This window comes from Bradyrhizobium sp. th-b2 (assembly GCF_000426785.1).
In the GTDB taxonomy this organism is placed as follows: Bacteria; Pseudomonadota; Alphaproteobacteria; order Rhizobiales; family Xanthobacteraceae; genus Bradyrhizobium; species Bradyrhizobium septentrionale.
This window is the reverse complement of record NZ_AUGA01000043.1, coordinates 39,522-65,289: the sequence shown is the minus strand read 5'-3', so window position 1 is coordinate 65,289 and position 25,768 is coordinate 39,522. Positions and strand designations below refer to the sequence as shown.

General features: G+C 60.8%; 34 protein-coding genes and 4 tRNA genes. 35 read left to right on the top strand and 3 right to left on the bottom strand.

Annotated features, from left to right (window positions below):
- Positions 1–4: 4 nt before the first annotated feature.
- On the bottom strand, positions 5–793 hold the full coding sequence (locus K359_RS0134930) for a hypothetical protein (protein WP_156928817.1): 789 nt from the start codon (positions 791–793) through the stop codon (positions 5–7).
- A 1,038-nt stretch (positions 794–1,831) separates the two neighbouring features.
- Positions 1,832–1,987, bottom strand: a complete 156-nt coding sequence (locus tag K359_RS0134920) for a hypothetical protein (RefSeq protein ID WP_245284810.1) — start codon at positions 1,985–1,987, stop codon at positions 1,832–1,834.
- A 436-nt stretch (positions 1,988–2,423) separates the two neighbouring features.
- Here K359_RS0134920 and K359_RS0134910 point away from each other — a divergent pair, with 436 nt between their 5' ends.
- Positions 2,424–3,593: an ImmA/IrrE family metallo-endopeptidase gene (locus K359_RS0134910; protein WP_156928816.1), complete on the top strand. Its 1,170-nt coding sequence runs from the start codon at positions 2,424–2,426 to the stop codon at positions 3,591–3,593.
- The gene (locus K359_RS66325) at positions 3,571–4,068 is read left to right on the top strand and encodes a DUF4411 family protein (RefSeq protein WP_084518608.1); all 498 of its coding nucleotides are present in this window, start codon (positions 3,571–3,573) and stop codon (positions 4,066–4,068) included. Before K359_RS0134910 ends, K359_RS66325 begins: the two co-directional genes overlap by 23 nt.
- Positions 4,069–4,963: 895 nt before the next feature.
- Here the strand turns inward: K359_RS66325 and K359_RS61855 are convergent.
- Positions 4,964–5,224, bottom strand: coding sequence for a hypothetical protein (locus K359_RS61855; RefSeq protein ID WP_156928815.1), 261 nt, complete (start codon positions 5,222–5,224; stop codon positions 4,964–4,966).
- Positions 5,225–6,544: 1,320 nt separating this feature from the next.
- Between K359_RS61855 and K359_RS65890 the strand changes: the two genes are divergently transcribed.
- The 33 genes from K359_RS65890 to K359_RS57545 all read left to right on the top strand — a co-directional run bounded on the left by K359_RS65890 (position 6,545) and on the right by K359_RS57545 (position 25,697).
- Positions 6,545–6,679 carry a hypothetical protein gene (locus K359_RS65890; protein ID WP_256375188.1) on the top strand — a complete coding sequence of 45 codons (135 nt, stop codon included), beginning with the start codon at positions 6,545–6,547 and terminating at the stop codon, positions 6,677–6,679.
- A complete protein-coding gene (locus K359_RS0134880; RefSeq protein ID WP_029083431.1) occupies positions 6,672–6,989 on the top strand; it encodes a hypothetical protein in 318 nt (105 codons plus the stop codon). The genes K359_RS65890 and K359_RS0134880 overlap by 8 nt, the downstream gene beginning before the upstream one ends.
- Positions 6,986–7,249, top strand: coding sequence for a hypothetical protein (locus tag K359_RS0134875; protein WP_029083430.1), 264 nt, complete (start codon positions 6,986–6,988; stop codon positions 7,247–7,249). Before K359_RS0134880 ends, K359_RS0134875 begins: the two co-directional genes overlap by 4 nt.
- 53 nt (positions 7,250–7,302) lie before the next feature.
- Positions 7,303–7,629 (top strand): hypothetical protein, encoded by a 327-nt coding sequence (locus K359_RS0134870; RefSeq protein WP_029083429.1) that lies wholly within the window; start codon positions 7,303–7,305, stop codon positions 7,627–7,629.
- Between the two features lie 67 nt (positions 7,630–7,696).
- A complete protein-coding gene (locus K359_RS61850) occupies positions 7,697–7,873 on the top strand; it encodes a hypothetical protein (RefSeq protein WP_156928814.1) in 177 nt (58 codons plus the stop codon).
- Complete coding sequence (locus K359_RS0134860) at positions 7,873–8,061, top strand: hypothetical protein (RefSeq protein ID WP_029083428.1); 189 nt, start codon at positions 7,873–7,875, stop codon at positions 8,059–8,061. The genes K359_RS61850 and K359_RS0134860 overlap by 1 nt, the downstream gene beginning before the upstream one ends.
- A complete protein-coding gene (locus tag K359_RS0134855) occupies positions 8,058–8,489 on the top strand; it encodes a hypothetical protein (protein ID WP_029083427.1) in 432 nt (143 codons plus the stop codon). Before K359_RS0134860 ends, K359_RS0134855 begins: the two co-directional genes overlap by 4 nt.
- A gap of 25 nt (positions 8,490–8,514) precedes the next feature.
- Positions 8,515–8,733, top strand: coding sequence for a hypothetical protein (locus K359_RS0134850; RefSeq protein WP_198031224.1), 219 nt, complete (start codon positions 8,515–8,517; stop codon positions 8,731–8,733).
- 4 nt (positions 8,734–8,737) lie between these two features.
- A tRNA-Gly gene (locus K359_RS0134845) sits at positions 8,738–8,812 on the top strand.
- A gap of 14 nt (positions 8,813–8,826) precedes the next feature.
- Positions 8,827–9,108: a hypothetical protein gene (locus K359_RS0134840; RefSeq protein ID WP_029083425.1), complete on the top strand. Its 282-nt coding sequence runs from the start codon at positions 8,827–8,829 to the stop codon at positions 9,106–9,108.
- A gap of 11 nt (positions 9,109–9,119) precedes the next feature.
- Positions 9,120–9,656: a hypothetical protein gene (locus tag K359_RS0134835; RefSeq protein ID WP_029083424.1), complete on the top strand. Its 537-nt coding sequence runs from the start codon at positions 9,120–9,122 to the stop codon at positions 9,654–9,656.
- The gene (locus K359_RS53925) at positions 9,653–9,850 is read left to right on the top strand and encodes a hypothetical protein (RefSeq protein WP_035977650.1); all 198 of its coding nucleotides are present in this window, start codon (positions 9,653–9,655) and stop codon (positions 9,848–9,850) included. Before K359_RS0134835 ends, K359_RS53925 begins: the two co-directional genes overlap by 4 nt.
- Positions 9,847–9,993: a hypothetical protein gene (locus K359_RS61845; protein WP_156928813.1), complete on the top strand. Its 147-nt coding sequence runs from the start codon at positions 9,847–9,849 to the stop codon at positions 9,991–9,993. The genes K359_RS53925 and K359_RS61845 overlap by 4 nt, the downstream gene beginning before the upstream one ends.
- Positions 9,994–10,212: 219 nt before the next feature.
- Entirely contained in the window at positions 10,213–10,785 is a 573-nt protein-coding gene (locus tag K359_RS57560) for a hypothetical protein (protein ID WP_051346582.1), read from the top strand.
- Between the two features lie 261 nt (positions 10,786–11,046).
- Positions 11,047–11,310: a hypothetical protein gene (locus K359_RS63535; protein ID WP_029083422.1), complete on the top strand. Its 264-nt coding sequence runs from the start codon at positions 11,047–11,049 to the stop codon at positions 11,308–11,310.
- A 50-nt stretch (positions 11,311–11,360) separates the two neighbouring features.
- The gene (locus K359_RS57555) at positions 11,361–13,670 is read left to right on the top strand and encodes a BNR-4 repeat-containing protein (protein ID WP_051346581.1); all 2,310 of its coding nucleotides are present in this window, start codon (positions 11,361–11,363) and stop codon (positions 13,668–13,670) included.
- A 655-nt stretch (positions 13,671–14,325) separates the two neighbouring features.
- Positions 14,326–14,395: transfer RNA gene (locus K359_RS61835), tRNA-OTHER, on the top strand.
- A gap of 13 nt (positions 14,396–14,408) precedes the next feature.
- Positions 14,409–14,481 (top strand) — tRNA-Trp (locus K359_RS0134785).
- A gap of 15 nt (positions 14,482–14,496) precedes the next feature.
- Positions 14,497–16,539, top strand: coding sequence for a collagen-like protein (locus tag K359_RS58365; protein ID WP_063618975.1), 2,043 nt, complete (start codon positions 14,497–14,499; stop codon positions 16,537–16,539).
- A gap of 79 nt (positions 16,540–16,618) precedes the next feature.
- Positions 16,619–16,912: a hypothetical protein gene (locus K359_RS61830; RefSeq protein WP_156928811.1), complete on the top strand. Its 294-nt coding sequence runs from the start codon at positions 16,619–16,621 to the stop codon at positions 16,910–16,912.
- A gap of 64 nt (positions 16,913–16,976) precedes the next feature.
- A complete protein-coding gene (locus K359_RS0134770) occupies positions 16,977–17,393 on the top strand; it encodes a hypothetical protein (RefSeq protein ID WP_029083420.1) in 417 nt (138 codons plus the stop codon).
- Positions 17,390–17,725: a co-chaperone YbbN gene (locus K359_RS53905; RefSeq protein ID WP_051346580.1), complete on the top strand. Its 336-nt coding sequence runs from the start codon at positions 17,390–17,392 to the stop codon at positions 17,723–17,725. The genes K359_RS0134770 and K359_RS53905 overlap by 4 nt, the downstream gene beginning before the upstream one ends.
- Complete coding sequence (locus K359_RS0134760; RefSeq protein WP_029083419.1) at positions 17,715–17,942, top strand: hypothetical protein; 228 nt, start codon at positions 17,715–17,717, stop codon at positions 17,940–17,942. Before K359_RS53905 ends, K359_RS0134760 begins: the two co-directional genes overlap by 11 nt.
- A 16-nt stretch (positions 17,943–17,958) precedes the next feature.
- Positions 17,959–18,513 carry a hypothetical protein gene (locus K359_RS57550; protein WP_051346579.1) on the top strand — a complete coding sequence of 185 codons (555 nt, stop codon included), beginning with the start codon at positions 17,959–17,961 and terminating at the stop codon, positions 18,511–18,513.
- Positions 18,514–18,536: 23 nt separating this feature from the next.
- A complete protein-coding gene (locus tag K359_RS53895) occupies positions 18,537–19,424 on the top strand; it encodes a hypothetical protein (protein ID WP_084518606.1) in 888 nt (295 codons plus the stop codon).
- Positions 19,424–19,951 (top strand): AAA family ATPase, encoded by a 528-nt coding sequence (locus tag K359_RS53890; RefSeq protein WP_051346578.1) that lies wholly within the window; start codon positions 19,424–19,426, stop codon positions 19,949–19,951. Before K359_RS53895 ends, K359_RS53890 begins: the two co-directional genes overlap by 1 nt.
- Before the next feature lie 24 nt (positions 19,952–19,975).
- Positions 19,976–20,197, top strand: a complete 222-nt coding sequence (locus K359_RS0134740; RefSeq protein ID WP_029083418.1) for a hypothetical protein — start codon at positions 19,976–19,978, stop codon at positions 20,195–20,197.
- Positions 20,198–20,386: 189 nt separating this feature from the next.
- Positions 20,387–21,850, top strand: a complete 1,464-nt coding sequence (gene terL, locus K359_RS53885) for a phage terminase large subunit (protein WP_051346577.1) — start codon at positions 20,387–20,389, stop codon at positions 21,848–21,850.
- 20 nt (positions 21,851–21,870) lie between these two features.
- Positions 21,871–23,484 carry a DUF4055 domain-containing protein gene (locus tag K359_RS0134730; RefSeq protein WP_084518604.1) on the top strand — a complete coding sequence of 538 codons (1,614 nt, stop codon included), beginning with the start codon at positions 21,871–21,873 and terminating at the stop codon, positions 23,482–23,484.
- 54 nt (positions 23,485–23,538) lie between these two features.
- Entirely contained in the window at positions 23,539–23,784 is a 246-nt protein-coding gene (locus K359_RS53880) for a hypothetical protein (protein ID WP_156928810.1), read from the top strand.
- A gap of 218 nt (positions 23,785–24,002) precedes the next feature.
- Positions 24,003–24,290 (top strand): hypothetical protein, encoded by a 288-nt coding sequence (locus K359_RS0134715; protein WP_156928809.1) that lies wholly within the window; start codon positions 24,003–24,005, stop codon positions 24,288–24,290.
- Between the two features lie 272 nt (positions 24,291–24,562).
- A tRNA-Asn gene (locus tag K359_RS0134710) sits at positions 24,563–24,639 on the top strand.
- 146 nt (positions 24,640–24,785) lie between these two features.
- The gene (locus K359_RS57545) at positions 24,786–25,697 is read left to right on the top strand and encodes a hypothetical protein (RefSeq protein WP_156928808.1); all 912 of its coding nucleotides are present in this window, start codon (positions 24,786–24,788) and stop codon (positions 25,695–25,697) included.
- Positions 25,698–25,768: the final 71 nt, after the last annotated feature.

The window sequence follows — 25,768 nt, the reverse complement described above, 5'->3', positions numbered from 1 at the left end:
GGGCTTACGCCGCCTCCAGTTCCCGCTCGGCCGGGATGAGAGTCGGGGCTTCCGCCGGGCTTTCGCCGAATGCCGCGTCGACCTCTTCCGCCGTGCTGGCGCGTTCCAGCCGCAGGCCTTCAAGGCGAGCGATCAGGAGAGTCAATTCGGCGTCGGTCATATCGCCCGCCTTCTTGACGATTGCGTCAATCGGGTCCGCCTTCTCCTTTTCAGAGGCCGGTTTCGCCAGACGCTGAGTCAGTTTGGCGAACGAGTCGCCATACTGGCGCTTGACGAACTCGCGGAAATGTTCCGCTTGTGCCTGTCCATCCGCGCCGCTCGCCTTCAAGGCGATGATATCGCGGATTTGGTCGGCGTGGTTCACACACACATCCGACATGAGACGGAAAGACCACGTGCGCAGCTTTGCGAGGCCGTCGACAAGCCGCGCCTTGTCGGGCTTGGCATAGTCGGGATTGGCGGTTTTGCCACCGTCGACATAGTCGGAAATCGCCTTTTCCCGATCCTTGCCCTTGAGCGCCATCGCGCGGTTGAGGATATGGTCCGAGTCGCGCCACACGATATTGCCCTTAACGGCATACTTCTTGAGGAAGTGGCGGAAAGTGGCCTTGTTCGCCTTTTCCGTAATATCCTTGTCCGTTTCGGCGCGCTCAACCTGACGGTTGGCCATGACAAGGCCAAGGGCAACGGTCGCGGTGAAAGCCGCCGAGTCGTCATCCTTAACCGCCTTGATCGCGGCAGAGAGGGCAATCTCGCCCAAAGTCTTGGCCGTGGGTGCATTTGCGGTAGACATTTTCGGTTCCTTCTGTGTTTTCCGGAGGCCCGGAGAAAATTCGAGGTTTGGGCATGGCTCTCCCGTGCTTTGAAACCGCTTGGCTTCAAAGACTCCACGAGTCACAAGACTCGCGCGGGAAAAATCAGCTTGTGTCCAAAACCTCCGTTTGCATTTCCAGTAAGCAACCATAACAAATCCAATCATAGTTGGAAGTATCTAAATTTCATCAATGATCTCAATGAGCTGTATGATGAAAATTACCAAAATCCATCGACTATGTTTGCATTCGTGCTAAGGCATTGATATTGCTCTGGAATTTCAGCTTCGAAAAAACGGAAGCAGGTCAATCTTCTTCTGAAAGTCAGAAATCAGCCCTTGGCACGGTAGAAAAAGATTTCAAAGTTTCAAAATAAAGAGAATATTTTTTTATTGCATGGGCCCCCTGTGTCGGCCGCCCCCCGAAACTTTCCACCGCCAAAAGGCCATTTACGCCAACGGGTTGGACCCCACTGGCCAATTGCCACTCAGGCCTTGCAGAAACCGGGGCTGTGTGCGCTGAACGGGACGGCCCGCGACTGAGGTCCCTGAACTGGCAGGCCGCTCCTAGGGCTCCTCTGGCCGTTTGCATTGGGGCGGCCCTGTCCGAAAAACGTATGCAAATTTCTGACAGGGGGGTGGCTCGGAAAAGACCCACCCCGTTTTGGGGCCCCAGCTCGGCGGCGCGCTGGCCAAAAAGGCCATTTTCACTGCGCAGTAAATATGGCCGATCTGGCGAATATGGCCGCGGCCAGCGAGGGCTTCGCCACCAGATACGCCGCGGCGAGACCTCGCGGCTGGGGGCCAAGGTTGAGGTCTCGCCTTCGTGCGGAGTCTCAGCCGTGGGGGCTGAGGCCGACATCGAACGATGATTCCGGCCGACCGTCAATGAGCATGTCCGGCGAGGGCTTCGCCCTGAAGAGAGTCCCAATCCCGCGGCGGCGCCCGATGACGCCTTTGCGTATCATGGCCGCCTCGGATGACACGCAAACGCATCATGGCCGGCGAGCACTCCGCGCTCTAATGACCCGGTGGCCGCCGGAACGGGATCACGTCGCCGTCCGCTGCTCTGACCACCACCCGCGCCAGCGCCATGATGTCGAAGCCGAGATCGGCGACCGCGTCGGCGATGCCCTGGCGGTCCATCTCGTTGACGATCGCCTCAGCAACCTTCATCAGTCGTGCCTTCTCCGCTGCCACGTCGCTCATAGTCATGACCCCGTTGAGAGCCAGATCATATCCGCCACGGGCGTGGGTAGCGAGCGCTCCGCGCTCAGATCAGATCCCTATCGAGCGCGGCGAGTTGCTCCAGGGCCCATGCCCGATAGCTAGGCATTTCCGGTCAAAATGCGAGACCTTACTTTTCACGGGCTATTGGCAGCGTCACAACCAATGCTCATAATCTTCCGCCAGGCGCCTCTAGGGGAAACGTGGCTGATCCATACACCATTCGCATCTTCGTTCCCGACGGCAACCCAGAAGGGTTGCGCATCATAGACCGGATGAATTGGACCGGGCTCGGCATCGCATTTCCCCGCGACGTTCAACGTGCAAAGGCAGCGATTCGTGGTACGCTGGGCAAGCGCCTAACCTATCGGGACTCGTCTCCGCTGTGACCGACGTTCCAGTCAACCCAAAAGTATTGATCTGGGCTCGCCTTGAGCGAGGGTTTGACGTACCCGGAGCGGCGGCACGGCTTGGTGTCCCTGAAGAAGAATTGCTTGAGCTTGAAAGCGGTGCGCGCCATCCATCCGTTGGCGAACTCCGAAACATGTCCGCCAAGTACGAGATTGGATTTTCTTCTCTCCTAATGCCCGATGTGCTTCCTTCTGAAACGCGCCTAAAGCTTCAGGACTTCCGAACGCACGGGAGCGGAGCCCCGGGGAAGTGGAATCCAGAATTGCTCATGGAGATGGATGACATCAATGTGTTGATTGATGCCATGGCCGATTTGCGTGATGCCGACCCCGCTCTTTTCGCCAACAAACTTCCTAAAGCCAGCTTTGCCACCGGTGCGGAAAAGGTTGCCGTCGATGAGCGGAGCCGCGTCGGACTTGATGTCAGTACTCAAGCTGCTTGGAAGACAGACGCGACAGCCTTCAAGACGCTGCGTTCCTTAGTGGAAGCCCAAGGCGTGTTCGTCTATCAAGTAAATGCCAGCACTACCGATGACTGGCGCGGCATGGCTATTTTTGACGAACGGAAAATTCCTGTCATCGTCATCAATTCTAATGAAGCCTTCCCGGCCGCCCGATCTTTCACGCTATTCCATGAATACGCCCATCTGCTACTTCGACAGAGCGCCATAACGGATCATCGATCCAGGGACGCGAACGAGGAGTACTGCAATAAATTCGCGGCATATTTCTTGATGCCTGCACAAGAATTTAGGGGCGCTGCGCTTTCTGTTGGCGGTGGCTTCCGAAACTATTGGACGGACACCCACCTAAGGAAGATAGGTGGCGTCTTCAAAACCAGCATGAGCGCTGTAGCTCTCCACCTAGAGAACCTCGACCTAGCTCCCGATGGATTTTTCAATGTGAAGGTCTCTGAGTGGCGCGTCAGGGAGAAAAAAGATAGTAAGCCACCAATCGTGCCGTATTACGACAAGATCGCGAACAGGCTGGGTGTGCAGCACATCAAAGTTGTCTTGGAGGCCTTAGACCGAAAGCGCATCAATCAACTAGATGCATTCGAAATGCTTGACGTCCAAGCCTCCAACTTTGCGAAGCTACGCGCTAAAATAATGGAGCGCGAAGCTGGTTTCGGCTGGCGGCCATAATCGATACGTCATCGATGCTTCAAGTTGGATTTCCGTTGAGGGAAATCCAGCACAAAACCGGATTCTCTTCTTTCTCGGCAAGCTAATCGACGACGGGAAAATACAATGTCCGCCGGAAGCATGGGATGAAGTTGATAGATGTCCGTGGGTCAAGGCGTGGCTAGAGCAGCACTACATCCGTTTTGTGAAGCGGATTTCTGATATTGAATATTTGATGCTTGTAGGTCGGGTGACGCATCAATTCTCAACGATGGCAGGCGCGAGAAGGCGGAAAGAACGAGCGGATCAATATATCGTCGCCACCGCCGCCCACTTAAACGCTACATCTAACCCGACGCGGTACCGGGTGGTCTGTGAGGAAACCGACACACAGCGCCCAAGTCGGAAAATGGTAACAGCCTGTAAGGCCTTTAATGTCGAGTCGATGAGCTTGCTCGAAATGTTGAGGGAGGAATTCCCGGATGAGGGCTTCTAAAACAATGAACAGGCCAGTTCACCCCAAGCGCACACCTGATGAACCAGAACAGTCCAAGCGCCTCCTAGAGGCCGCCAAAGAGCACAAGGCAGACGAGACTGAGGCGGGTCACAAGCGCGCCTTCAAGGCCGTGGTGAAGCCGCGTGCCAAACCTGACACTCGTTGAGGCGGAGAACGTTGCGGTCGCCATTTGGGCGGCAGTCTTTGCGGTCTACGTCATTGCGTCGGGAATACGCTTTTGGCGCGGGGGTGGCGCTCCATATCCAGGGGTGGCTGGTAGCACTTGCCATGCTGGCTTACTCGCCGATCTTGGTGCCGATCATGCTTCTCGGATTCGTTTTCCAATATCTGATCGGCTGGCCGATCATTGGGCTAATCAAGCTGTTCCGGCGAAAACCCTAAATTCCGGTGGTCGGGCCGCTGGCTCTGGTCCTATTGCTCAACGATCCAGACGCGCGCCAGGGCGTCGAACCTAACGAGGCGGATCGAGGCATCTGGGCACATGCCATGGCGGATCATTTCCTCACGCAGGGACTTGGCGTCCGCCTGAGGCTTTAGCCGATACAACGTCATGTCGTTTCCTTCGGTTGGCCGAGAGAAGCTAGATTGTCAGAACTCAATGCGCTCAAACGAAGGCCGAACTGAAGCAGCTAAGTACCTGATATTGTTGGTGGGTACGTGAAGTGAAACATCGCCCATCCGAATCCAAGAAGGATCGATGCCTCTGCCGCTCCCATGGTCTAGCCCCTATTGATGATTTTGATGTAAAGGGAAATCGCCCCGGACTGGCATCCGAGGCGATTGAAAACATAAGCGCTCCGCAGCGCGTGTCACCCTTAAACGTTTAACGGAGGTGCTTGGTCTAACCATTCCGGGCTCGAATGGTCGTGGGTTTTCACGAGACCGGAAGCCATTGAGGCTCAGCGGCAAATGGCAAAATTTTATAGGACAGCCGATTCCGCTCCGCCGTCGAAACAAGCCAAGCAAGAGCGGATGGGGCAATCTGAAAATTCACCTGCCAGACATTTTCGGCTAGCCGTTCAACTCCTTTGGTCGAACCTCTTATCTTGGTCGCGATACTATCGTTGAAGGCACTCCAATCCTCTCCGCGTTGGGACCGGTCAGGTAATTCGATTTGAATGATCGCGCTGTGCATCGCTCGCTCCTAGTTGGCTTGGCAGCTCCTAGGATAGCGACGAAACGGCCGGGCGTCTTTGTCTAGCAGGCGACGAGTGTTGGCACCGGGCTTTCATCTGAAGTCCTGTCCTGCACGGAAGGGAGCTGTGATCCAATCGGCCGCCCGACATTGCCCTCGATGAAGTCAGGGTGGAGTGGTCGACCCCCTCGTCGGTCTCACGGAGTCGCGGGCGAATGCTCATGCGCCCAGCCCCCTGTGTGCCTTCTGGATGTGACCGGGGACCGAATTGTTGGTCAACGGCTCGCCGCAGAAGCAATGCGACTGGCCGGAGGTGTTCTGGCTCGGCAGCCGCCTGTGTTCGTCCCACATCCTCTGCTTCCAGCCTCATAGTCACGCTTCTGCCGCCACAGCTCGAAGTGAGCTTCGGTCCTGGTCGGCAGGAGTCGACGCCAGTCGCGCTCGAAGCCGGCCCTGTCGTCCTCGAAGGTCTCTGCTGTCCCGTGAGTCGACTGGCCCGGATCGCAGCCCGGAGTGAAGCCGCAGTTCCACCCCCATTGCGGAGCGTGAACAGGAACGCCGGCTCGTGGACCAATGTGTCCGACGCGGACATCGCCCCAGTAGACGAACCAGCCACCGGGCAGGTGAGGGTCGTTGTCGGGCTTGCGGGTGAGCTGCGTCATGTCGTCCTCGTTGACAGGGGTGTCAACTCAAATGACAGGGGGGTGTCAACCAGGATGACAGGGGGGTGTCAATTAGGACGACAGGGGTGTCAACCAGGATGACACCATAAACCATCACTATAACCATCACCTAAGAACCAAGATTCTCCCCCCTGCGGGGCGGGTCGCTGGCTCGTTGTTTCCGCCGCCTCGATAGGTAACCGATGGCCGGCGAGTTTCAACAGTTCGGCCGGAAATTGGCCCCAGGTGTGAAAACCTGGTTCCATTTGCATTCGGGCCAAGCGCCAGGGGTTGACAGAACCCCACCCCCTGGGGTAGGACTTGCTGTATCGTTAGCATTCGTGCAAACGGGAGCCAGGCCCCAGGGACATGGCCCGGCAATCAACCGGGACTTTGGGCGGCGTCCGGACCCACAAACCCCATGCTATTCGGCACGCACGCCGTACGACCCTCAGGGCTGGTAGCGTTTAAAGACCGAACAGAGCCAGGCGACACGAGTTCGGTATGTCCATGCGCTTGCTTGAATGCAAACGGAGGAACCGGCAGTGAGCGCAGAGATGATCCAGTACCTCGCCGCGATGGTTCTGACCCCGGCTGTCGCCGCCGCGGTGCTCGGCCTGTTCTGGCTGGCCCGCAGAGCGAAGGAACGGGTCTTCGGATGACTGCGGACATCGAATTTCTGGCCGTCCTGTTCAAGTGGACGCTCAAGCTCGCGGCACTCGGCGGCTGCGCGATCGCCACTGCGCTGATCGTCGTCCTGATCTTCAAGCTGTTCGGAGGTCTCGATGACTGAACTCCTCGACCGCGTCTCTCCCGAGCGCAAGGATGTAATCCTGGCGCGAGCGGAGGCGCTTGTCCGCGAGGAACGCGGACGGCGCGGGCGCTCCGCGCCAGATTTAAACCAATCATCGGCCGCGGCCCCGAGCCCGCTGGCTCGCTATCTGCAAGGCGTGGCCTTGGGATGCGTCGCCGGCTTCGTCGTCGGCTACGTGCTCGGCATCGCGGTGCCGCGCCATGACGACTGCCGGCTGCGGGCGAACGCAACCCACGTCTCGGTCTGCCTCGACGGCCCGCTGGCGAAAGCCAAGGAGCTGGTCCGATGAAAGGGCCGCTCGCCGAGTTCAAGCGCGACACCATCGTTGGGCGCGATCGTCGTGCCGCGCGCGATCAGCGGATCACGACCTACACGGTCACAAATCAGGTGATCAAAGCCGACATCGAGATGACCCCGGAGCGAGAAGCGCAAGCCCAGAAGCTCTCCGAGTACTGGGCCAAGAAGATCGAGGAGGAACTGATGCGTCAGCTCCTCGGATCACCATCCGAATACGAACACAGCCTGCGTGCGGCAGGCATCCAAGTTTAACCAGAGCCCGCGGCCTGCCCCAGGCAGCCCGGGTCACCCTTCAAGAGGCCGGAATGTCGCAGGTCGTGCCAGACGAACTCGTTGATCTCGCGCTCGAACATCTCGATGCAGAGGTCAAGCGCTGGCGGCGCGTGCCCTGGGCTCCCGGCCACATCCGCCTGCTCCGCTACTCGCTGTGCGTGGATGACATCGGGCCGGCTGAGGAACCTCAGTCCCAGGAAACGATCACCTGTCACGACGTGCCGGCGCACATGGCTGACGACATGATCGTCCGCTTTGCGATGGAGAAGGCCGTCGAGGCTGTCATCGGAGCTATCTCGGTCGCGACGCCGGCAAAGCCGAAGCGGAAGACCCCGCGGAAGCGCAAGGCCAAGTCATGATGACGAATGCGATCGGTGTCATCCTGATCCTGATCGGCGTCGGCTTTCTCACCAGTGTCTGGAACGAGTGGCTAAGTCGCCACGCGACAGCGGCATCTCGGCCGAGATGGCCGAGTTCCTGCAGACGCCGATGTACGTCCATCATGCCCGGGCGCTCGCCCGCTTCCATGGCCTCACCGAGGAGGAGTGGCCGCGGTTCGCGCACATGGCCATTGCCAAGATTATCTACGAGGTCCCGATCTGATGGAGCAGCTGTTCAGCGCGGCGCACGCCGCATCGCGGATGTATTCGCAGAGCTGGCGGCGCGGAAACATCGTCCGCTGCCAGAGCCGGTTGCGACAGACACGGCTCACCAAGCGCCTGATCGACTTCTACCTCGATGAGATCGAGCGGGAGATCGACTTCATCATCTTCGAGAGGGATGCCGCATGACCACGATCGCCTACAGGGCCGGCATCCTGGCCGCGGACACGCGGATGATCCAGGGAACGGCCATCATCGCGGAGAACGTTGTCAAGATCGTCCGGCGTGACGACGGCGCGCTGTGCGGCGGTGCAGGAGATTGCGCTTGGGTGCAGGCCTTCCACCGCTGGTTCTTGGGCGGCGAGGAGGGTGATCCTCCGATCGTCGAAGACGGAGACAAAGGCGTGATCGTCAAGAAGCCAGGGCCGATCAAATATTTCGAGCCGGGCGGCACTGTCGAGTTTCGGGCGCCGTACTTCTCCTTCGGCTCCGGCAAGGAGTTCGCGCTTGGCGCCTTCTGGACCGGTGCAACCGCAAAGGAGGCCGTGCAGGCCGCCATGCATTTCGACCCCGGTACCGGCGGTCGCGTGATGGTGCTGAGCCATGACCAAGGCTGATCCGATTTCGACCAGCCCGAAGGCCATGATCGCCTTCGAGCTGATGAAAATCCTCGACCCGCTCGTTGGTGTGGCCGAGGCATCGTTCTTCATGTCGCGAAGCAACGACCTGCTCGGCGGCGCGACACCCGTCATGGCAATCAAGGAAGGCCATATCGACGAGGTTCGCCGCGCCGTGCAGGCTGTCGCGATGGAGAAGGGTGTGTTCGCGGAGCCATGGCTCCCGCCGAAAACTCGTCGCTGAAATTGCTGGGGTAGCTCAACGGTAGAGCGCCTGTCTTCCAAACAGGTGGTTGTGGGTTCGAGTCCCACCCCTCGCTCCAAAAGGAAATCGAACATGGGTGAGTACGACTACGTGCCCGTCGAGCGGGCGAAACCGCACGTCATCGTCGCCTACAGCCGTGATGTCGCTATCCAGTATCGCGACGCCTTTCAGCTCGACGCGAACATGTGGGCGTGCCTCGGGATAGGCCAGCGCCTGCCCGGCAAGGGCTGGCAGCGCATCGTCATGGTGCGCCCGCACTGGAGCCTCTCGCCGGCAGAGGCGATCGAGTTCGAATTGTTCGTCGAGAACTGGCGAATGGCGACGTTCCCCGACAGCGTCTTCAAGATCCTCTGAAAGGAAAGCACATGGACGTCGCTCAGGTCGTCGACCACAAGCCAGTTTCGATCTGGCAAAAGTTCAATCCGCTCTGGTGGCTGGTCGGAGACGACGGCTGGAACGTGCCGGCCGTGAACAACGGTGAGCCGTACCTGCCGGAGGTCACCAACGTCTGGCTCCGACGCTTCTACTGGTTCATCTGCCGCAACCCGCTGATGAACGTCGTCGGCTATGTGCTCGGCGTCGAGGACAAGAACTACTTGGTCTACGGCTCCGACCAGGTGCTGCGGACCACCGGCCGAGACTGCACGCCGGAAGCATTCGGCTTCCGCTGGGCGCTGCTCGATCCTGGCTTCAGCGTCGGCGCAGCCATCGTCTCGGCGATCGCGGCTTGGCTCGCATGGAGCGTGTATCCGGCCTTCGCAGTGATCTTGCCGATCTCGCTGCTCAAGGCGAGCGGCCTCCTGCCGTTCATCAGCTACTGGAACGGAAAACTCGAGTTCTACATGGGCTGGCGGCCGGCGAGCGGCGGCTTCGGCACCAAGATCGTATGGACCGCCAAATGAAGATGGATCTCGACCAAATTAAAAAGTACCTCCTCTGGTACATCCTGTGCCTGTGCGTCGCGGCCAGTGCCTGGACCACGGCGCTCGTGACCACCATCAAGGACGGTCGCACCGCTCTGGCCGTCATAGGCTTCGTCGCCTGGCCGGTCGGCGTCATCCACGGTTGGGGCATCTGGCTGGGCTTCTGGCCGTGATCTGGGAAGCCATCATCCTCGCGGTAGGCATCGTCGCCGCCGCGGCAATCATCTCCAACACCATCGAGAACCTCGTCGTCGATCTCGCGCAAGACATCTTCTCGCGCTGGGACGCCATGATCTACGAGGACGACGAGGACTGATGCCGTTTCCGTTCTGCTTCATCATCTTCACCTACGCGATCTGGCAGGCGTCCATCGAGCGGGCTTTCGATTTGAACCCGTCCGAGGTGCGCCTTGAAGGGCCCAAGAACCTTTGACCTGATCATCCTGGCGCCGCTGCTGATCGTCATCTTCCTCTGTTCAATGGCGCACCTTTTCAGCTGACGACCAGCCGGCTCCCAAAAATACCGAGCACGAAAAATGAAGGCTCTCAAAGCACTGGCCCTTGCGGGCCTGGTGATGATCGCTGCTGTGTCGCCATCACACGCGCTGATCATCAAAGGCGACCCCGGCGGGATCATCGTAGACTTCATCAAGAAGTACTCCGACATCCGTGACAGCGGCGAGCGCATCGTTGTCGACGGGGAGTGTGTCTCCTCCTGCACGATCTTCCTCGGCCTCGTGCCGAAGCAGAACTACTGCATCACGCCGAATGCAAGTCTCGGCTTTCACACGGCATCCCTGCGCGAGACGGAGCCTGACGGCACCGTCAAGTACACCCACGCTGAAGAGTTCTCAGCGATGATGTGGAACCTCTACCCGGGGAAGGTTCGGTCGCTTCTGAAGCGCATCGGCTGGAACGGGGACAATGCCGAAATCGCTCATCCGCAGATCGTTTACTCGGGCCGCGCCAGCTGCACAAGCTGGGCATCCGATACTGCGGGCCGGGAGACCTTTCGTGACCCGAAGGAGACTCCCGGATCGGCGGCAACTTCCGGCGATCATCAAGGTCGGCATCTACGAATATCAGCTCGTCCACTGGGATCCAGCTGAGGCCGACGAAAAGGACTGCCTCGGTCTCTGCGACCGTTTCAACTTCATCATCTACGTGCGCAACGACCTGCCTGACAGCGGGTTCGCAGAGACTCTTGAGCACGAGATCAACCACGCCTGTTGGCACGCCGCTGCGCTCAAGTCACGAGCCGCTGAAGAGACGGTCGTGAACCGACTGACGCCCGTCATGATCATGGCTCGCCGGGACAACCCGGAGATCTACGCATGGATTGATCGGGCTATCGCGCAGAAAGCCTGACCATGCTGAACGCAATGGTAGCCGCCACCAAGCGGCAAGCCGAGGCGATGATCGCCTGGCTGAAACTGAACCCGCATGAATGGGAGCCCGTCATTTACGGGCAACCAATCAAGAAGCTCTTCGGACACGCCAAGCTCGTCCGCCCCAGCGAGGGCGTGGAGCGGTCGCACTGCGACTGGGTGCTGGAGACGCTTGTCCCCAACCTCTGCCTGACGGTGACGACCGTTCCAGCGAACTGGCGGCTCCCGCAAGAGCACGTCTCCTGACGCTCGTCTCTGATCGGCCCAGCAAGAACCAAAAAAAACAGATGGACCGAATGAGTAGAATCAAAATCGCGAAGTCGCCGCGCCGCCCTGGCGGGGGACGCTCGATCTCGCGCGCCACTCTGGCCGCAATTCGGCTGCACGAGCACAATCAAGAGCGACGTGCCGACCGCAACGCGATCGCCGCGCCGCCGCTCATGGCTCCGCTCTCGCTCTCAAAGCTGGCGGCGGGCGCCGCGGACGCCTGGTGCTGGTTTCACGAACCCCGCGCTCTGGCCGTTGGCGGCAAGACGTTCTTCGGAACGACCGGCTCGGACGGCAACTCCGTGAGCACCGGACGCACCACGCTGTACGAGATCGACGAAGCGACCGGCGTGATCACGAGCAAGGTCATGCAGTCCAGCACGATCGCTGCCTGGTGGGCCGACGACCATGACTATCCAACGATCGTGGTGCGTCCCGATGGACGACTGATCGCCTTCTACGCGCCGCATCGCGTTGCCGCTCCGATTTATTTCCGCATCTCGGTCGGCGTCGGCACGATGGCGCAGGGCTGGTCGCAGGAATACAACCTCGGCAACACCGCGGCCCAGCCGACGTATCCGTCGCCGGTCATCCTGTCCGGCGAAGGCAACAAGCTCTACCTGTTCTACCGCAATGGCACGAGTTCCGGTCCGTTGTCGTATGTGACCTCGGCCGATATCGCGACCGTGGCGCCGCCGACTGTGGATGGCGGGACGATCGGCGCAACGCCGACCTGGACCGCTGAGAAGCGCCTGGCACAGAGCACGGGCACGCAGGGCATCTACCACAAGGTCACCTCGAACAACGTCGACCGCATCGACATCCTCTGCACGGACGCAGTCGGCGCGCAGGCGGGGGCAAAGACCGACGTCCGCCACGTGTACTGGCAGAACGGCCAGTGGCGCGGATCGAACGGCACGGCGCTGGGTGACGGCTCGACCATGATCGGGTTCACCGGGTTCACGCCCGTGGCAACCAGCGGCGCTCCGGACAATCTCGGCGACATGTGGGTTTCTCACGTCCAGCGTCGAGCGTCAGGCGTGGTCGAGGGCGTGTTCTGGCGTTTTGTCAGCACCCAGGATCATCGCTGCTATTACGCACGTTGGGACGGCGTGAGCTGGACCAAGCGCGAGGTCGACGCCGGCTTCGGTATGGGGCTGCCCGACACTCGCTCGACGCAGATCACGGACGGGCAGGGCGCGGCCGAGGGCTACTACAGCCCCGGCGCTTTCTTCGATACGACCGAAGAGGGGGTCCTCTACATCTCGGTCGGCACCGCGAGCTATTCGCAGCTCTACCGCTACCAGACCAAGGACAAGGGTCTGAGCTGGACCCGGGCGCGTGTCAGCGACCTGGCCGGCGAGAACGTCCGACCGGTCGTTCCGGTCAACAGGTCGGCCAAGTATTCGGTCCTGTGGCTGAGCGGCGCCTACCACTATTACGACTTCAGCACGAACCCGGCCGCCTCAGACATCGGCTACACCACCAAGATCCAGGGCGCATCGCGATCCTATGTGGCGCCAGGCGCGCTGCCGACAGTCGTCTCGCAGCCTGTAATCGCCGGCTCCTCGGTTGCTGCAGGCAACGTCCTGACGGCGTCTGTTGGATCGTGGACTGGCGATACGCCGATGAAATTCGCCTATCAGTGGGCGAAGAACGGCGTGGATATCGCTGGGGCGACCTCGTCGACATATACCGTTTTGGCTGGTGACGTTGGCGCCGACATCACCGTCCGCGTCACGACGACCAACTATCTCGGACCGGTCTCCGCCATCTCGGCGGTAGCGGCAAAGGTTGCGACCAACCTCGTCACCAAGTCGAACTCGTTCGATCAGTGGGCGGGCGCCTCGGCAACCGTGAGCGCGAACGTCGCGGCCGAGCCTGCAACTGGCACAGTCACTGCGGATCGGATGTTGGAGCAGGCGCAGACTCTGGCGCACAGCCTGACGTCAGCGAACATCGCGTTCGTCGCCGGCACCGCCTATACGTTCGCCATCTCCGCCAGGTTCGAGAGCGCTCAGTTCATCCAGTTGCTGTTTGGCGGCGCCGCATTTGGCTCGTTGGCCTATGCGAACTTCGACATCCAGAACGGCGTCAAGGCGACGGTGGGCTCGGCTGCAACGGCGAATATCGTGTCTCTCGGCAACGGCTGGTACCGCATCAGCGTGACCGCAACCGCGACCGGATCGACGTCAACGCCTGTCGCGATCTTCGGCGCCAACTCTGGCACCATGACGCGGGCGGCAAGCTACGCCGGATTGGTATCGAACACGCGCCTCCTGGCGAATGCTCAGGTCGAAACCGGAACGGGCGCTAACCCCTACAACCCGAACCCGTAATCCCGGAGCGCAGAACAGGGAGCGGCGAGCAAATCGTCGACTGCTGCTAAGCCCCGGATGCCGGCGGAGAGTTTTCCTCCTTTCCTCTCCGCCGGCCCCTCCAACAGGAAATCCACAATGGACAAAGTCAAAGCTGTCTACGGCTATGCCGTCGACTGGGTCGCTGCCCATCCGGCCGCGACGGTGAACGCCATCCTCGCGGTGGTCGTTCTCAAGGCAGTGCTCTCGATCATTTGACCATGGGCCGCCGGGCGCGAGGGCGCTATCGGTGCAAGTGCAGCTACTGCCTTGGCATCGATCGCCAGAAGCTCATCAGGCGCTTCGAAGCCAAGATGGTCAGCGAGGCGCTCATCCCGGACGAGGATGTCATCTACGCAAACCCCGCGAGGGGAGGTGGCCCGAAGTGCGGGTCGAACAAAGCCAGAGCTATTCGTGCCCGTAATTCCGCAAAGCGGCCTCTGAGGAGGATCGACGGTTTCGTCGAAACGCGATGCGGTTGGTGCGCCTATCTCGGTCCAGCCGAACGTCACCTAATGACATAGGGGTGGCTGGTAATTGGAGCCATGCGTCCAGCCGAGCGCTCGCGTGAAGCGAGAGAGGCGCAGGAAATCTCCCGAGCGTTGGGCCTGCGCCCCGGTAACGCTCGGCCTAATTCGCTGCCATCGTTTAGAGGACAAGGACGGCGCCGCAAGGCGCAGGCGGGGGTTCGAAGCCTCCTGGCAGCCACCTCAATCATGCATCGGTGAGCCAGTGGTGGTGGCACGGTCTCCAAAACCGAAGTCCGCTGGTTCGACTCCAGCCACCGGTGCCAAACAAAAAGAAGAACATGAGCACGCAGCGATATCGGGTCATCGTCCCGAGTGGAATCCATATCGGGGAAGACTTCTACGCACTGAACACGATCCTGTCGCTCACGGACGTCGGTGCGAAGTACCTCTTGATGAGCAAGCAGATCGCACTGGCCTCGACGCAGGCGCCGGTCGGTGAAGATCCGGGTAGTCCCAATGAGGACGACGTCACGATCGACATCACGGTCGGCACGCGGACGATCCCTGTGTCTCTGACCAAGTTTCTGTCCCTGTTTCCGAGCATCAAGGGCGCCAAGGGTGATGCCGGCAGCCAGGGTGCCACCGGATCTTGCGGCCTGAAGGGTGACCAGGGTGACAAGGGCGACCAGGGGCGCGGTATCGCGCTGAACGGCGTGGTCGCGACGTTCGATGACCTTCCGCTGTCATCCGACGACGGAGACCTTTTCGTCACTCTGGACACTGGCCACGGCTGGGGGTTCATCGACGGTACTTGGCACGACCTGGGACAGTTCAAGGGCGACAAGGGCGATCAAGGCGTGCAGGGGCCTCAGGGCATCCGCGGCCAGGTCGGCGAGAAAGGCGACAAGGGCGACAAGGGAGACCAGGGCGACTCAGGGAGTCCGACCTATGCAGACCGCGCTGAGTTGGGCGCGACCAACGCCGCAGCGTCTGAGACCGCAGCCGCAGGATATGCGACCGACGCATCTGCGAGCGCATCTGACGCACGATCATATCGTGACAGCGCGCAGACCCACGAGTCCAACGCTGCGACCAGCGCGACAAGCGCTGCGGTGAGCGCTGGAGCTGCAGCAACGTCGTCAACAAATGCGGCAGCCTCCAAGACTGCGGCCGATACCTCGGCAGCGAATGCTCACACGAGCGAGGTCAATGCTGCTGCCAGCGCAACCAGCGCCAGCACCAGCTCGTCCGCTGCGTCGACTTCTGCAACCAACGCGGCCGGCAGCGCCTCCGCTGCGCTGACGTCCAAAAACAACGCAGCAACGAGCGAGACCAACGCGGCTGCCTCGGCCACAGCTGCGGCGACGTCCCGAACCAATGCCGGAACGAGCGAGACCAACGCAGCCACTTCGGCCACCAATGCGTCGAACAGTGCATCGGCTGCTGCGACAAGCGCAACGAACGCGCAAACTGCGTACAACAACCTGCGCGGCCTCTACTACGGTGGCCTGACGAGCGATCCGGCGTTGGATCCGACCGGCGCCGCCCCAACCGCTGGCGACTTCTACTTCAATACCGCCAGCAAGAAGACGCGAGTCTTCAACGGGGTCGGTTGGGCCGACATGGTGGTCGGAGGAGCTGCTGGTCAGTGCAAGCTGATCATGGTCGATGCGAATACGCTCAAGCTGATCCCGTTCAATGGCAACTTGATCAAAATTGCAGGACAGTATTACGAGATCCCGGCCGCTGGCGTCACGCTCAGCAGCTTTGGCTTCTCGTTCGGCACGAAATACTACATCTACGCGACCATCTCTGGCGGCAACCTCATCCTGGACAAGGCCGGGACCGGCCACGTCACGAGCACGACCGCCGGCAACGTGGGCGTGGAAGTGATGTCGGGAGCAGGTGACGCCTACTCCCTCGTCGGCATGGTGCAGACGGGTGGTGCCGCCTACTTCTGGGATCAGCCGGACACCCGCCAGGTCAGGTCGTGGTTCAACGACACTGGTGTCACTCTGTCCAAGTCTTCAAGTGCAACCGTCTCCACAACGTCAGGGACGATTGTCGAGATTGAGACCGCAATCCGTTGCTTTGCATTGCTCTGGGCGAACGAGACTTGGTATCACTCTGTCGCCAGCACCATCCAGAACAGTGCCGCCGCGTCTATCACCTACCTTATGGCCGGCACGACCGCGGCCAATTATGGCATCCAGGCGTACGGTCATTCTGACACCATAAACTACGCGAAGCCGGCAAGTACGGCCTGGACGAGCGCAACAGCGACTGACCAGCTGATCGCCTTCACGCTTTGGGGGCAGGTCTCGGGTGGCACCGGGACATATGCTTACAAGTCACAATCCATCATGTCGGTGCGTCGATGACCCCTCTCGCAGAAGTTCTGACTATCCTTCGTCCAGGAGCGCAATGGGTGCTTCGTGGCGAAACTCTTGAAGATCTCGAATGGATCGACACCGAGCAAATCGCGCCGACGCAGGCAGAGGTGGATGCGCAGATGGCGAAGCCGGTTGTTCCGCAATCGGTGACGCCTCGACAGTCAGGCTGGCGCTCTACCAGATTGAATTGCGCCAGCAGGTCGAGGATTACGTCAACAGCCAGGACATCACGGTCCAGGACAGCTGGAACTACACGACTGCGTTCGATCGAAATCATCCGTTGATCCTGGCCTGCAAGCAGGCACTCGGCAAAACGGACGCGGATCTCGATGCGCTGTTCGTTCTGGCGGCGACGTTCTGAGCCATACCGAAGTCACATCACAAGGCCGTCCTTCGGGGCGGCCTTTTTGCTTTTAAGGACCGCCATGCTGTTCTCAATTATCATGGGCCTTCTGCCCAAGTTTGGGACCTCGTTCCTGGACTGGCTGAACAAGAAGACCGACGCCGATCTCGAGAAATTCAAGACGGCGGTCGGCGGCGACATCCAGCTGAACGCGGCCGAGCTGCGCTACAAGGTCGAGGTCGCCCGCATGGCGGCCGACATGCGCAAGGACGACCGCGAGCACTGGTTCACCGCCTGGATGGTGCCGGTCGCGTTCGCGGTCCTGTTCTTCCACGTCGCGGCAGTCGTCTTCGACTCCATCCCGCTGTTCGGCCATGAGGTCGGCACCTGGAAGGTCGCCGCGCTTCCCGCGCCCTACGACACCATGCAGGTGCAGATCGTTCTGACCATCTGCGGGGTGGCTGGGCTCTCCTCACTCAAGAAAATCTTCTCCCGATGAAAGCCATCACCGACGCCACGTTGGTCGCCGAATTCTCGGCGGCCAAACTGCCCGTCATCATCAAGTTCGAAGCAAAGTGGTGCCAGCCATGCAAGGCGATGACCCCAACTCTGAACGCCATCGAGCAAGAATACGGCCAGCGCGTTCAATTCTTCACCGCCAACGTCGAGCACTGCGACCTGATGGCCCAGCGCTTCCAGGTCTCGCAAATCCCGGCGCTCGTGGCGATGGAAAACGGGGTGGTCCTGGCCAAGCGCGTCGGCTCCGGTTCCAAGCAGGAAATCGCCCAGTGGATGCGCCAGTCGATCCCGGGCGCAAGAGATGAGCGCTGACCGAGAGAGGTTTGTTGTCGACTTCCTGTCGATGTCGGTCGTCTACGAGGGCGGCTTCTCAGTCCCCATCGTTGGGATGATCGATCGGTTCGACGAAGAGACGGACGATCCGGACGAGGCTGAAGAGCTGCTCATCCTGATGCCGCCTGACGGTATCGTGGTCGTCATGGATATGGCTGACCTCGACCGCGCGATCGAGGCGACCGGCACCGCATAACACAAGAAGAAGAAAAATGACCGATTTACCGCCGCGTCGCCGGGGACGGCCGACGAAGGAGGCGGCTGCCGCCTACGCCGCTGCCGCCCAGGAAAAGCAGAAGAAGGACAACAAGGAGAACGAGTACCTCGATGAGGTTCTCGCTCAACCGATCAAGCGCCGCGCCGCCCAGGCGAAGCTCCAGCCGGACGAAGAGACGCTCCGGACGATCGGCGAGCTGGGCAAGCTGTTCTGTACCCAGGAGGAGGTGGCTGCCGTGCTCGGTGTGGCCCGCCAGACCTTCGTCAAGTTCCTGTCCGATTGCCCCGAGGCCCGCAACGTCTGGGACGACGGCCTGATGCACGCCAAGGTCTCGCTGCGCCGCAAGCAGCTGACGCTCGCCGACAAGAATGCGCCGGCCGCGATCTTCCTCGGCAAGAACTACCTCGGCCAGAAGGACGAGAGCACCACCAACGTCAATCACAGCACTCCTGTGGCTGAAATGACCGAGGCGCAGCTCATGGAGATTGCCATGCGCCGCACAGCTCCGCCGGCCGAGAAGCCGGAGGCAAAAAAGGACATCGTTCACTGACATCGTAATCGCGAGGGCGAGCAATGATCAAAGACCAGAAGCGAACCCGCGCGATCACCGAGGACATTCGTCAGCAGCGCCGCCAGGCCATCGAGCAGAGACTCTGGCAGTCCAAGAACTTCTCCGAAGTGAAGCGTGAGGCGCCGGCTGAGCCGGTCGCCTCGCGCGATCCGGAGCCTGCTCAACACCACCCCGACCGTGAGGTCGTTCTACCGAAAAGAGAGGAACTGATCATGGGGCTCCCCCATCTCGTAATCGTCGGCGCCGACAAGGGCGGCGTTGGCAAGACCGTCGTGGCGCGCACCGTGCTCGACTACTTCAAAAGCGTGGGCGTGGATGCCCGGGCGATCGACACCCAGATGCCGTCCGGCAACCTGATCCGATTCCACAAGGACGTCACCGAGGTGATCGACCTGTCCAGCTCGGACGGCCAGATCAAGGTGTTCGACTCCCTGCCGAAGCATGCGGTCACCGTGATCGACATCCAGGCGGGGCTGCTCTCGCCGACGCTGACCCTGCTCAGTGAGATCGGCCTGCTGTCCATGGTCCAGGACGGCAAGATGAACGTGACGACCATGCAGGTCATCGGCAGCACCGTACAGTCGCTCAGCGAGATCGAGGGCGCCGCCAAGATCCTGACCGGCTCGCGCCACTTCATCGTCAAGAACCACACGAACGATGCCGCGTTCTTCGCTGGCCTCAACGTGTCGACCGACGCCCTCAAGGCCGGTACCGCGCTTATCGACATCGCCAAGCTCGACGAGCGTGCCACCGAGTATGTCGAGGCCGCGGCCACCTCGTTCGCCGACTACGCAAAGAACGGCGACTCCTTCGTGATGAAGGGCAAGGTGGGCCATTGGCTCAAGGGCGTCTTCGCCCAGTACGACACGGCCAAGCTGCACATCGCCTAATGACGAAGGTCATCAACCTGATCGGCGGCCCGGGATGCGGGAAGTCGACCACGGCGGCCGGTTTGTTCTTCGCGATGAAGTGCGCCGGCCACCGATGCGAGCTTGTGACAGAGTTCGCCAAGGAGCTGACCTACGACAAGAACTGGATCGACCTGAAGCGTCAGCTCTACGTTCTGGCAGAGCAGGAGAGGCGGCAGCGCCGCCTGCTCGGCGAGGTCGACTTCATCATCACCGACTGCCCGTTGCTTCTGTCGATCGCCTACATCAGCGATCCGATGGACCACCGCGCTGTCGACGAGTCGGCCCGTAATCTCTGGGCCCATTACGACAACATCAACTTCGGCCTCATCAGGACGAAGCCGTACCGCAATTATGGCCGCAGCCAGTCAGAGTCAGAGGCGAGGGCTATCGATCACAAGCTGGTCGATGAGGTCTTCAAGGACGAGGTGATCGAGGCATTCGTGCCCGGCGATCACAGTGCTCCGAGGGAGATCTACGAGGTCCTGTGCTCGAACCATCTGGCCTGATCGTCATCGAAAGAAAACGCACACATGTCCACCATCTCCATCATCCACCAGAAGTTCCAGGTGGAAGATGCGCGCCTCATCACCGTGTCCGATCTCGTTCAGGACACGGACGGGAAGTGGCTCCGCATCGTCAAGTTCAATGGCGACCCCGTCGTGAACGGCGCGCCCACCGCATTCACTGAGATCGCGGTCCGATCCGGCACCAAGACCGATCTGGAAATCCAGGCGCCGGGCTTCAAGTTCTAAGCCACATCTGACTGCTCGCGCCGAAACTGGTCTCGGTCAGGGGTATCCGCCAACGAACCTTCCATGAGGGCGCGGACTAAGTCGCACGTAGCAGCCTGCGCGGGCAGTCTTCAATCACTCTGGTCGAGTTGCCGCTTCGGGGGCATCAGCGCACAGCGCCTCGACCGGAGTCTAAACTCCGGAAACATCGTGAACAACCTTATCGACGTCTCCCCCGAGGAGGCGGCGGCCGAAATCCTGCGCCGCAGGAGGGGCCGCGAGCGCCTGATCGGCTTCACCGAGTACACGCTCCCCAAATACAACGCTGACCCGTTCCATCATCTGGTCGCCGAGAAGCTGGAAGCGGTCGAGCGCGGCGAGATCAAGCGCCTGATGCTGTTCGCGCCCCCGCGGCACGGCAAGAGTGAGCTGTCGACGCGCCGGTTTCCCGCCTACTTCATGGCGCGAAATCCGGACAAGAACGTCATCTCGGCGTCCTACAACGCCGACTTCGCCACGTCCTTCGGGCGTAACGTCCGCGACATCATCAAGGGCAACGAGTTCAAGACTCTCTTCCCGAATGTCGGAATCCGTACCGACCAGCGCGCCGCTGACGACTGGCAGCTGGAGCAGGGCGGTCAGTATTACGCGGTCGGCGTGGGCTCCGGCACCACAGGTAAGGGCTCCCATCTCTTCCTGATCGACGACCCGATCAAAGACCGCAAGGAAGTCAGCTCCGCCAATTTCCGCGAAGACCAATGGAACTGGTATCGCGACGTCGTTTACACCCGTCTCGAAGAAGACGCGGCAATCGTGCTCACGCTGACGCGATGGCACTACGACGACATCGCAGGCCGCCTCATCGAGCTGATGAACGACGGCAAGGGTTTGCCCTGGGAGATCCTGTATCTGCCGGCGCTGCCCTACACCAAGTCGATCCAGCGCGAGGATGGCACCAAGGAGCTGATCCTCAATGATGACGGCACCGTGCCGGGCGACCCGCTCCGCCGCAAGCCCAACGAGCCGCTGGCTCCTCGGCGCTTCTCCTACGCCGCTCTCCAGGATCGTCAGGACGTTCTAGGCGAGCGCTCGTTTGCAGCGCTCTACCAGCAGCAGCCGATGGCTGACGATGGCGGCATGTTCAATGCCTCCTGGTTCGAGACAGCCACCGAGCTGCCGGCCAAGCGCGTCCGCGTGCGGGCCTGGGACTTGGCTGCGTCCAAAGACGGCGACTACACCGTCGGCGTTCTGATGTCCCGGGACGCCAACGGCATCTTCTACATCGAGAACGTGATCCGATTCCGCGACACGCCGCTCGTCGTCGAGAAGAAGATCTTCGAGACCGCCAGGAACGACGGCAAGTCCGTCCAGATCTTCCTCCCGCAGGATCCGGGCCAGGCAGGCAAGAGCCAGGCCCAAAACTTTATCCGCCGGCTCGCCGGCTACATCGTCAAGGCTGTTCGCCCAACAGGACCGAAAGAGACCCGCGCCGCAGCGTTCGCTGCGCAGTGCGAGGCGAAGAATGTGAAATTGGTGAAAGGACACTGGAATGATGTCTTCACCGACGAGTTGGAAATGTTCCCTCTTGGCGTCAACGACGACCAGGTGGACGCCGCTTCCGACGCTTTCAACGCGCTACTCGGTCCCCGCAAGGCCGCAGTCCTTGACTGGTAACGTCAGGACTTCCCCGCCAAATGGCTGATACCCAGATCAAGTACACGCCTTCCCCGAAGGAAGGTAACCCCGGCCAATTGTCTTCGGCTGCCACCACGATGCAGCAGCGCACGTCGATGCTGCGCGCTGTCTACGGCGGCACCGAGACGATGCGCGCCAAGGATCAAACCTTCCTTCCGCAATACGAGAAGGAGTCGGATACCCGCTACCAATCGCGTCTGCAGTCCACCTTCGCGCTCAACAAGTTGCGTGAGGCTGTCGATGCTGCGTCGGCGAAGCCGTTCCGCACGCTGCTGAAGCTCGTCAACAACAAGGACCAGAACCTCGACGCTTGGGTCCAGGACGTCGATCTGCAGGGCAATCACCTGCACGTCTTCGCCCACCAATTCTTCAACAACGCGCTGCTCGACGGCATGTGCCACATCCTGGTGGACCATCCCGACACCTACAACATGAAGAGCCTTGCCGCTCAGAAGGCGTCCGGCGCCCGGCCGTTCATGAAGATGTTCAAGGTCGACGATGTTGCCGCGGCCTACGACATGTACGTCGGCGGTGACACCAAGACCGTCCACGTCCGCATCCGCAGCCAGCGCGCTGACCGCGACGGCTTCAAGGAGGTCCTCTTCAACCAGATCCGCGTCATCGAAATCGACCCCACCAAGACGTCTGGCATCGTCCAGCTCTGGGAGCAGGCGGCGACATCGGGCGGCTCGAACTGGACGTTCGTCGAAGAGACCCCGCTGAAGAACATGCCGGAGGTCCCGTTCGTCACCATGTATGCCGGCGAAAAGGAAGCCGACTACCAGGTGCGGCCGGTCTTCATCGATCTGGCCTACAAGCAGATCGAGCACTGGATCTCCAGCTCGGATCAGCGCTCGATCCTGTCGGCGGCACGCTTCCCGATGCTGGCGTGCTCTGGCGTCCAGATCGACCCGGAGGACGAGGCCCAGTTCGCCATCGGTCCCTACAAGGTGCTCTATTCGCCGGACGCCAATGGCCGTTGGTACTTCGTGGAGCCCAAGGGCACCGCGATCGAGTCCGGCATGAAGGACATTGAGAAGCTCGAAATGCAGATGGACATGATGGCGCTCAACCCGGTCACGGGCACGCACCGTCAGTACGTTCCGCAGAACGAGCGTGACATCCAGGAGACCCGGGTCCACTCGGTCGTCCACGACTTGGCGATCGGCTGCCAGGACTCGCTGGAGAAGGCCATCCTGTTCATGGGGCAGTGGACCGGCGCCGACTACAGCCAAGTCAAGGCCATCCTCAACACCGAGTTCTCGAATACGAAGGACCGCCTGCTTGAGGTCGCCCAGCTCGTGAAGATGTGGGAAGAGCGCGGCCTGTCGCGCCAGACCCTGTTGACCGAGGTACGCAACCGCAACCTGCTTGGTGACGACTTCAATCTGGATGACGAGCTGGCCTTCTGGGCTCAGGTCGACCAGATCAACATGCAGGCCGCCGATGGCATGCTGCCGGGCCGCTGGACGCAAGCCGATCCCGCCAAGGACCCGGCCGGCGGCGGCGCTGGATCTGCGAACCCCGATCCGAACGCGGCTCCCGGAACTGCAAAGCCTGCAAAGACGTTTGATTTTCCGAACGGTCAGACCCGCCCCACAAAGCAAATCTGATTGACTCGGTGCAAACGAAAATGCTATCGACGCCGCCCCATGACTGACTTGACCATGAAGTTCGAAGCAACCGAATACCGGTGCGAGCCCTGCACATTGCGGCAGGGCACGCCGGTACGGGAACTCGTTCGGATGATCCCCAAGTCGGTCGTGGTGTTCGGCAAGCTGGTGGGTAACGAGTATTTCTGCTGCCCGATTTGCTTCGAGCCGAAGTTCGATGCAAAGACCAGGAAGCCTGTAAAACATGCCCAGCCAGCAGCAGCCGAGCCGAAGCAGCGTCTCGCCGTCGTCAAATCCTAAGCACGATCCGCTCCAGCAGCAGATGGCCGACGACCTCCGGGAGATCCGGCGCAAGCAGTCGCTCGACGTCTACGCTCCCGGTATCGGAGTATTGATTTTGATCGGTTTGGCCTGGTGGTTCCTCCACCAGTAGGGCATTTGCATTCTCATGGGGCGAGGGGTTGACAGAACCCCGGACCCCGTGCTAGAAGATTTGCTTGAATGCAAATGGAGTGACCGTGAAGCTTTTCACCCGCCGATCTCTCGCCGAAGCGTTCCATTTGCCGCTTTGGGGGCAGGTCGCAACCGAGCTGCCGCCTCACTGGCTGGTCTCGCGGTTGCAAACGGGCGAGCTGGAGATCAATCGGCTCGGTGGCCTCACGATGCAAACGCCCTTCGGCGTGATGCAGTGCGCCGCGGGCGACATCGTCCTCCTGTTCGCCGACAATTCGATCGGGTTCGAGAAGCCCGACACATTCGAGAAGAACTTCGAACCCGTCACGCCCGAGCTGCTTCGCGCCGCGTGACCATCAAACTGCGCGTCTTGCCCCGCATATGTCTGCCTGCACGGCGGGCCGGTTAGGTAAGGCGCGCAACACCCTTCAGAGCCCGCTCAGGACCGTCCTGGGCGGGTTTTTCTTTGGGCCTGCGCCTTTGTGGCTGCGGCCGAGAACCCTTCCAGATCGCGCTCCCCTTCGGGTTGAGCGCGGTTTCAGCGGTCTCAGTTCGCATCCCGCACAAGACGAGCAGAGATACCGAAGAGCGCGCCGCACGCCCGCGCCGCCGCTGAACAGTTTCTTGGCAAGTAGCTCAGATCGGTAGAGCGCCTCGCTGTTAACGAGGATGTCGCAGGTTCGAGTCCTGCCCTGCCAGCCACCACCAATTCGCCAGCAATGACCAATCGAGCGCCGGGACGGCCTCGGAACGATCGCTGCTGGCTCCTCTGATTCCCCGACTCCTCGGGGATATCACCGGCCCTTCGAGCGGGACGCTTGACTGGGCCTTTTATCACGAGGGGCGGGATGCCCCGCATTTCCGGGATGGATATGCTCAAAGCAGTCGTTAAAGATCTCAATGAACTCGATGAGGGCCTCCGAGGCTACTACGTCGCGAAGGACGGGAAGTTCTTCCTGAACGTGACCGCCAGCGAAGGCTTCGAACTCGACAACGTCCAGGGCCTGAAGACGGCGCTCGGCGCGGAACGCAACAACGTTTTCGTTCTGAAGGCGCAGTTGCAGCCCTACGAAGGCCTCGATGTGGCCGCGGCTAAGACCGCGATCGAACGCATCACCGCCTTCGGAGACATCACGCCGGAAGCCGCCAAGACGGCGGTCGAAACGACGGCTCGACTGACTGCACTCGATCCCGAGAAGCAGGCCGAGCAGATCGCGAACACCAAGCTCGACACCATCAGGGGCCAACTCTCCGCTCAGTACGGACTGAAGGAGACCGAGTGGACCACCAAGGTCAAGGGTCTGGAGGACGCCAATGCCAGCTTGGTGGGGCAGCTGAAGACGATCATGGGCGAGAGCCAGATCAAGTCTGAAGTCGCCAAAGCCAACCCCCTGGACGACGCGCGGGATGCCGTCGAACTCCTGGTGGGCAAGTTCGTCCGCACGTCCATGAAGGACGGCAAGGTCGTCACGGAAGTGATCGACACGAACGGCAACCCCCGCATCAAGGACGTGAACGGCACCGCGTTCACGGTCGAAGATCTCGTTGCAGAGATCCGAGAGAAGTCCGCGTCGCTCTTCAAGCCTGACGAGAAGCGCGGTCTCGGGACCAACCCCGGAAGCAACAGCGCTACGCCGGCCGGAGGGGTCGTGAACCCCTGGGCCACCGAAACGCGCAACGTCACCCAGCAAATGCTGCTGGAAAACACCAAACCCGAATTGGCCAAGCAGCTGAAAGCAGCGGCCGGCGTGAAGGACTAAGTCCTCCCGCCTTCCAACATGCAGGCGCCCGGATTTTGTCCGGGCGTTTGCTTGAATGCAAACCAGCGGCG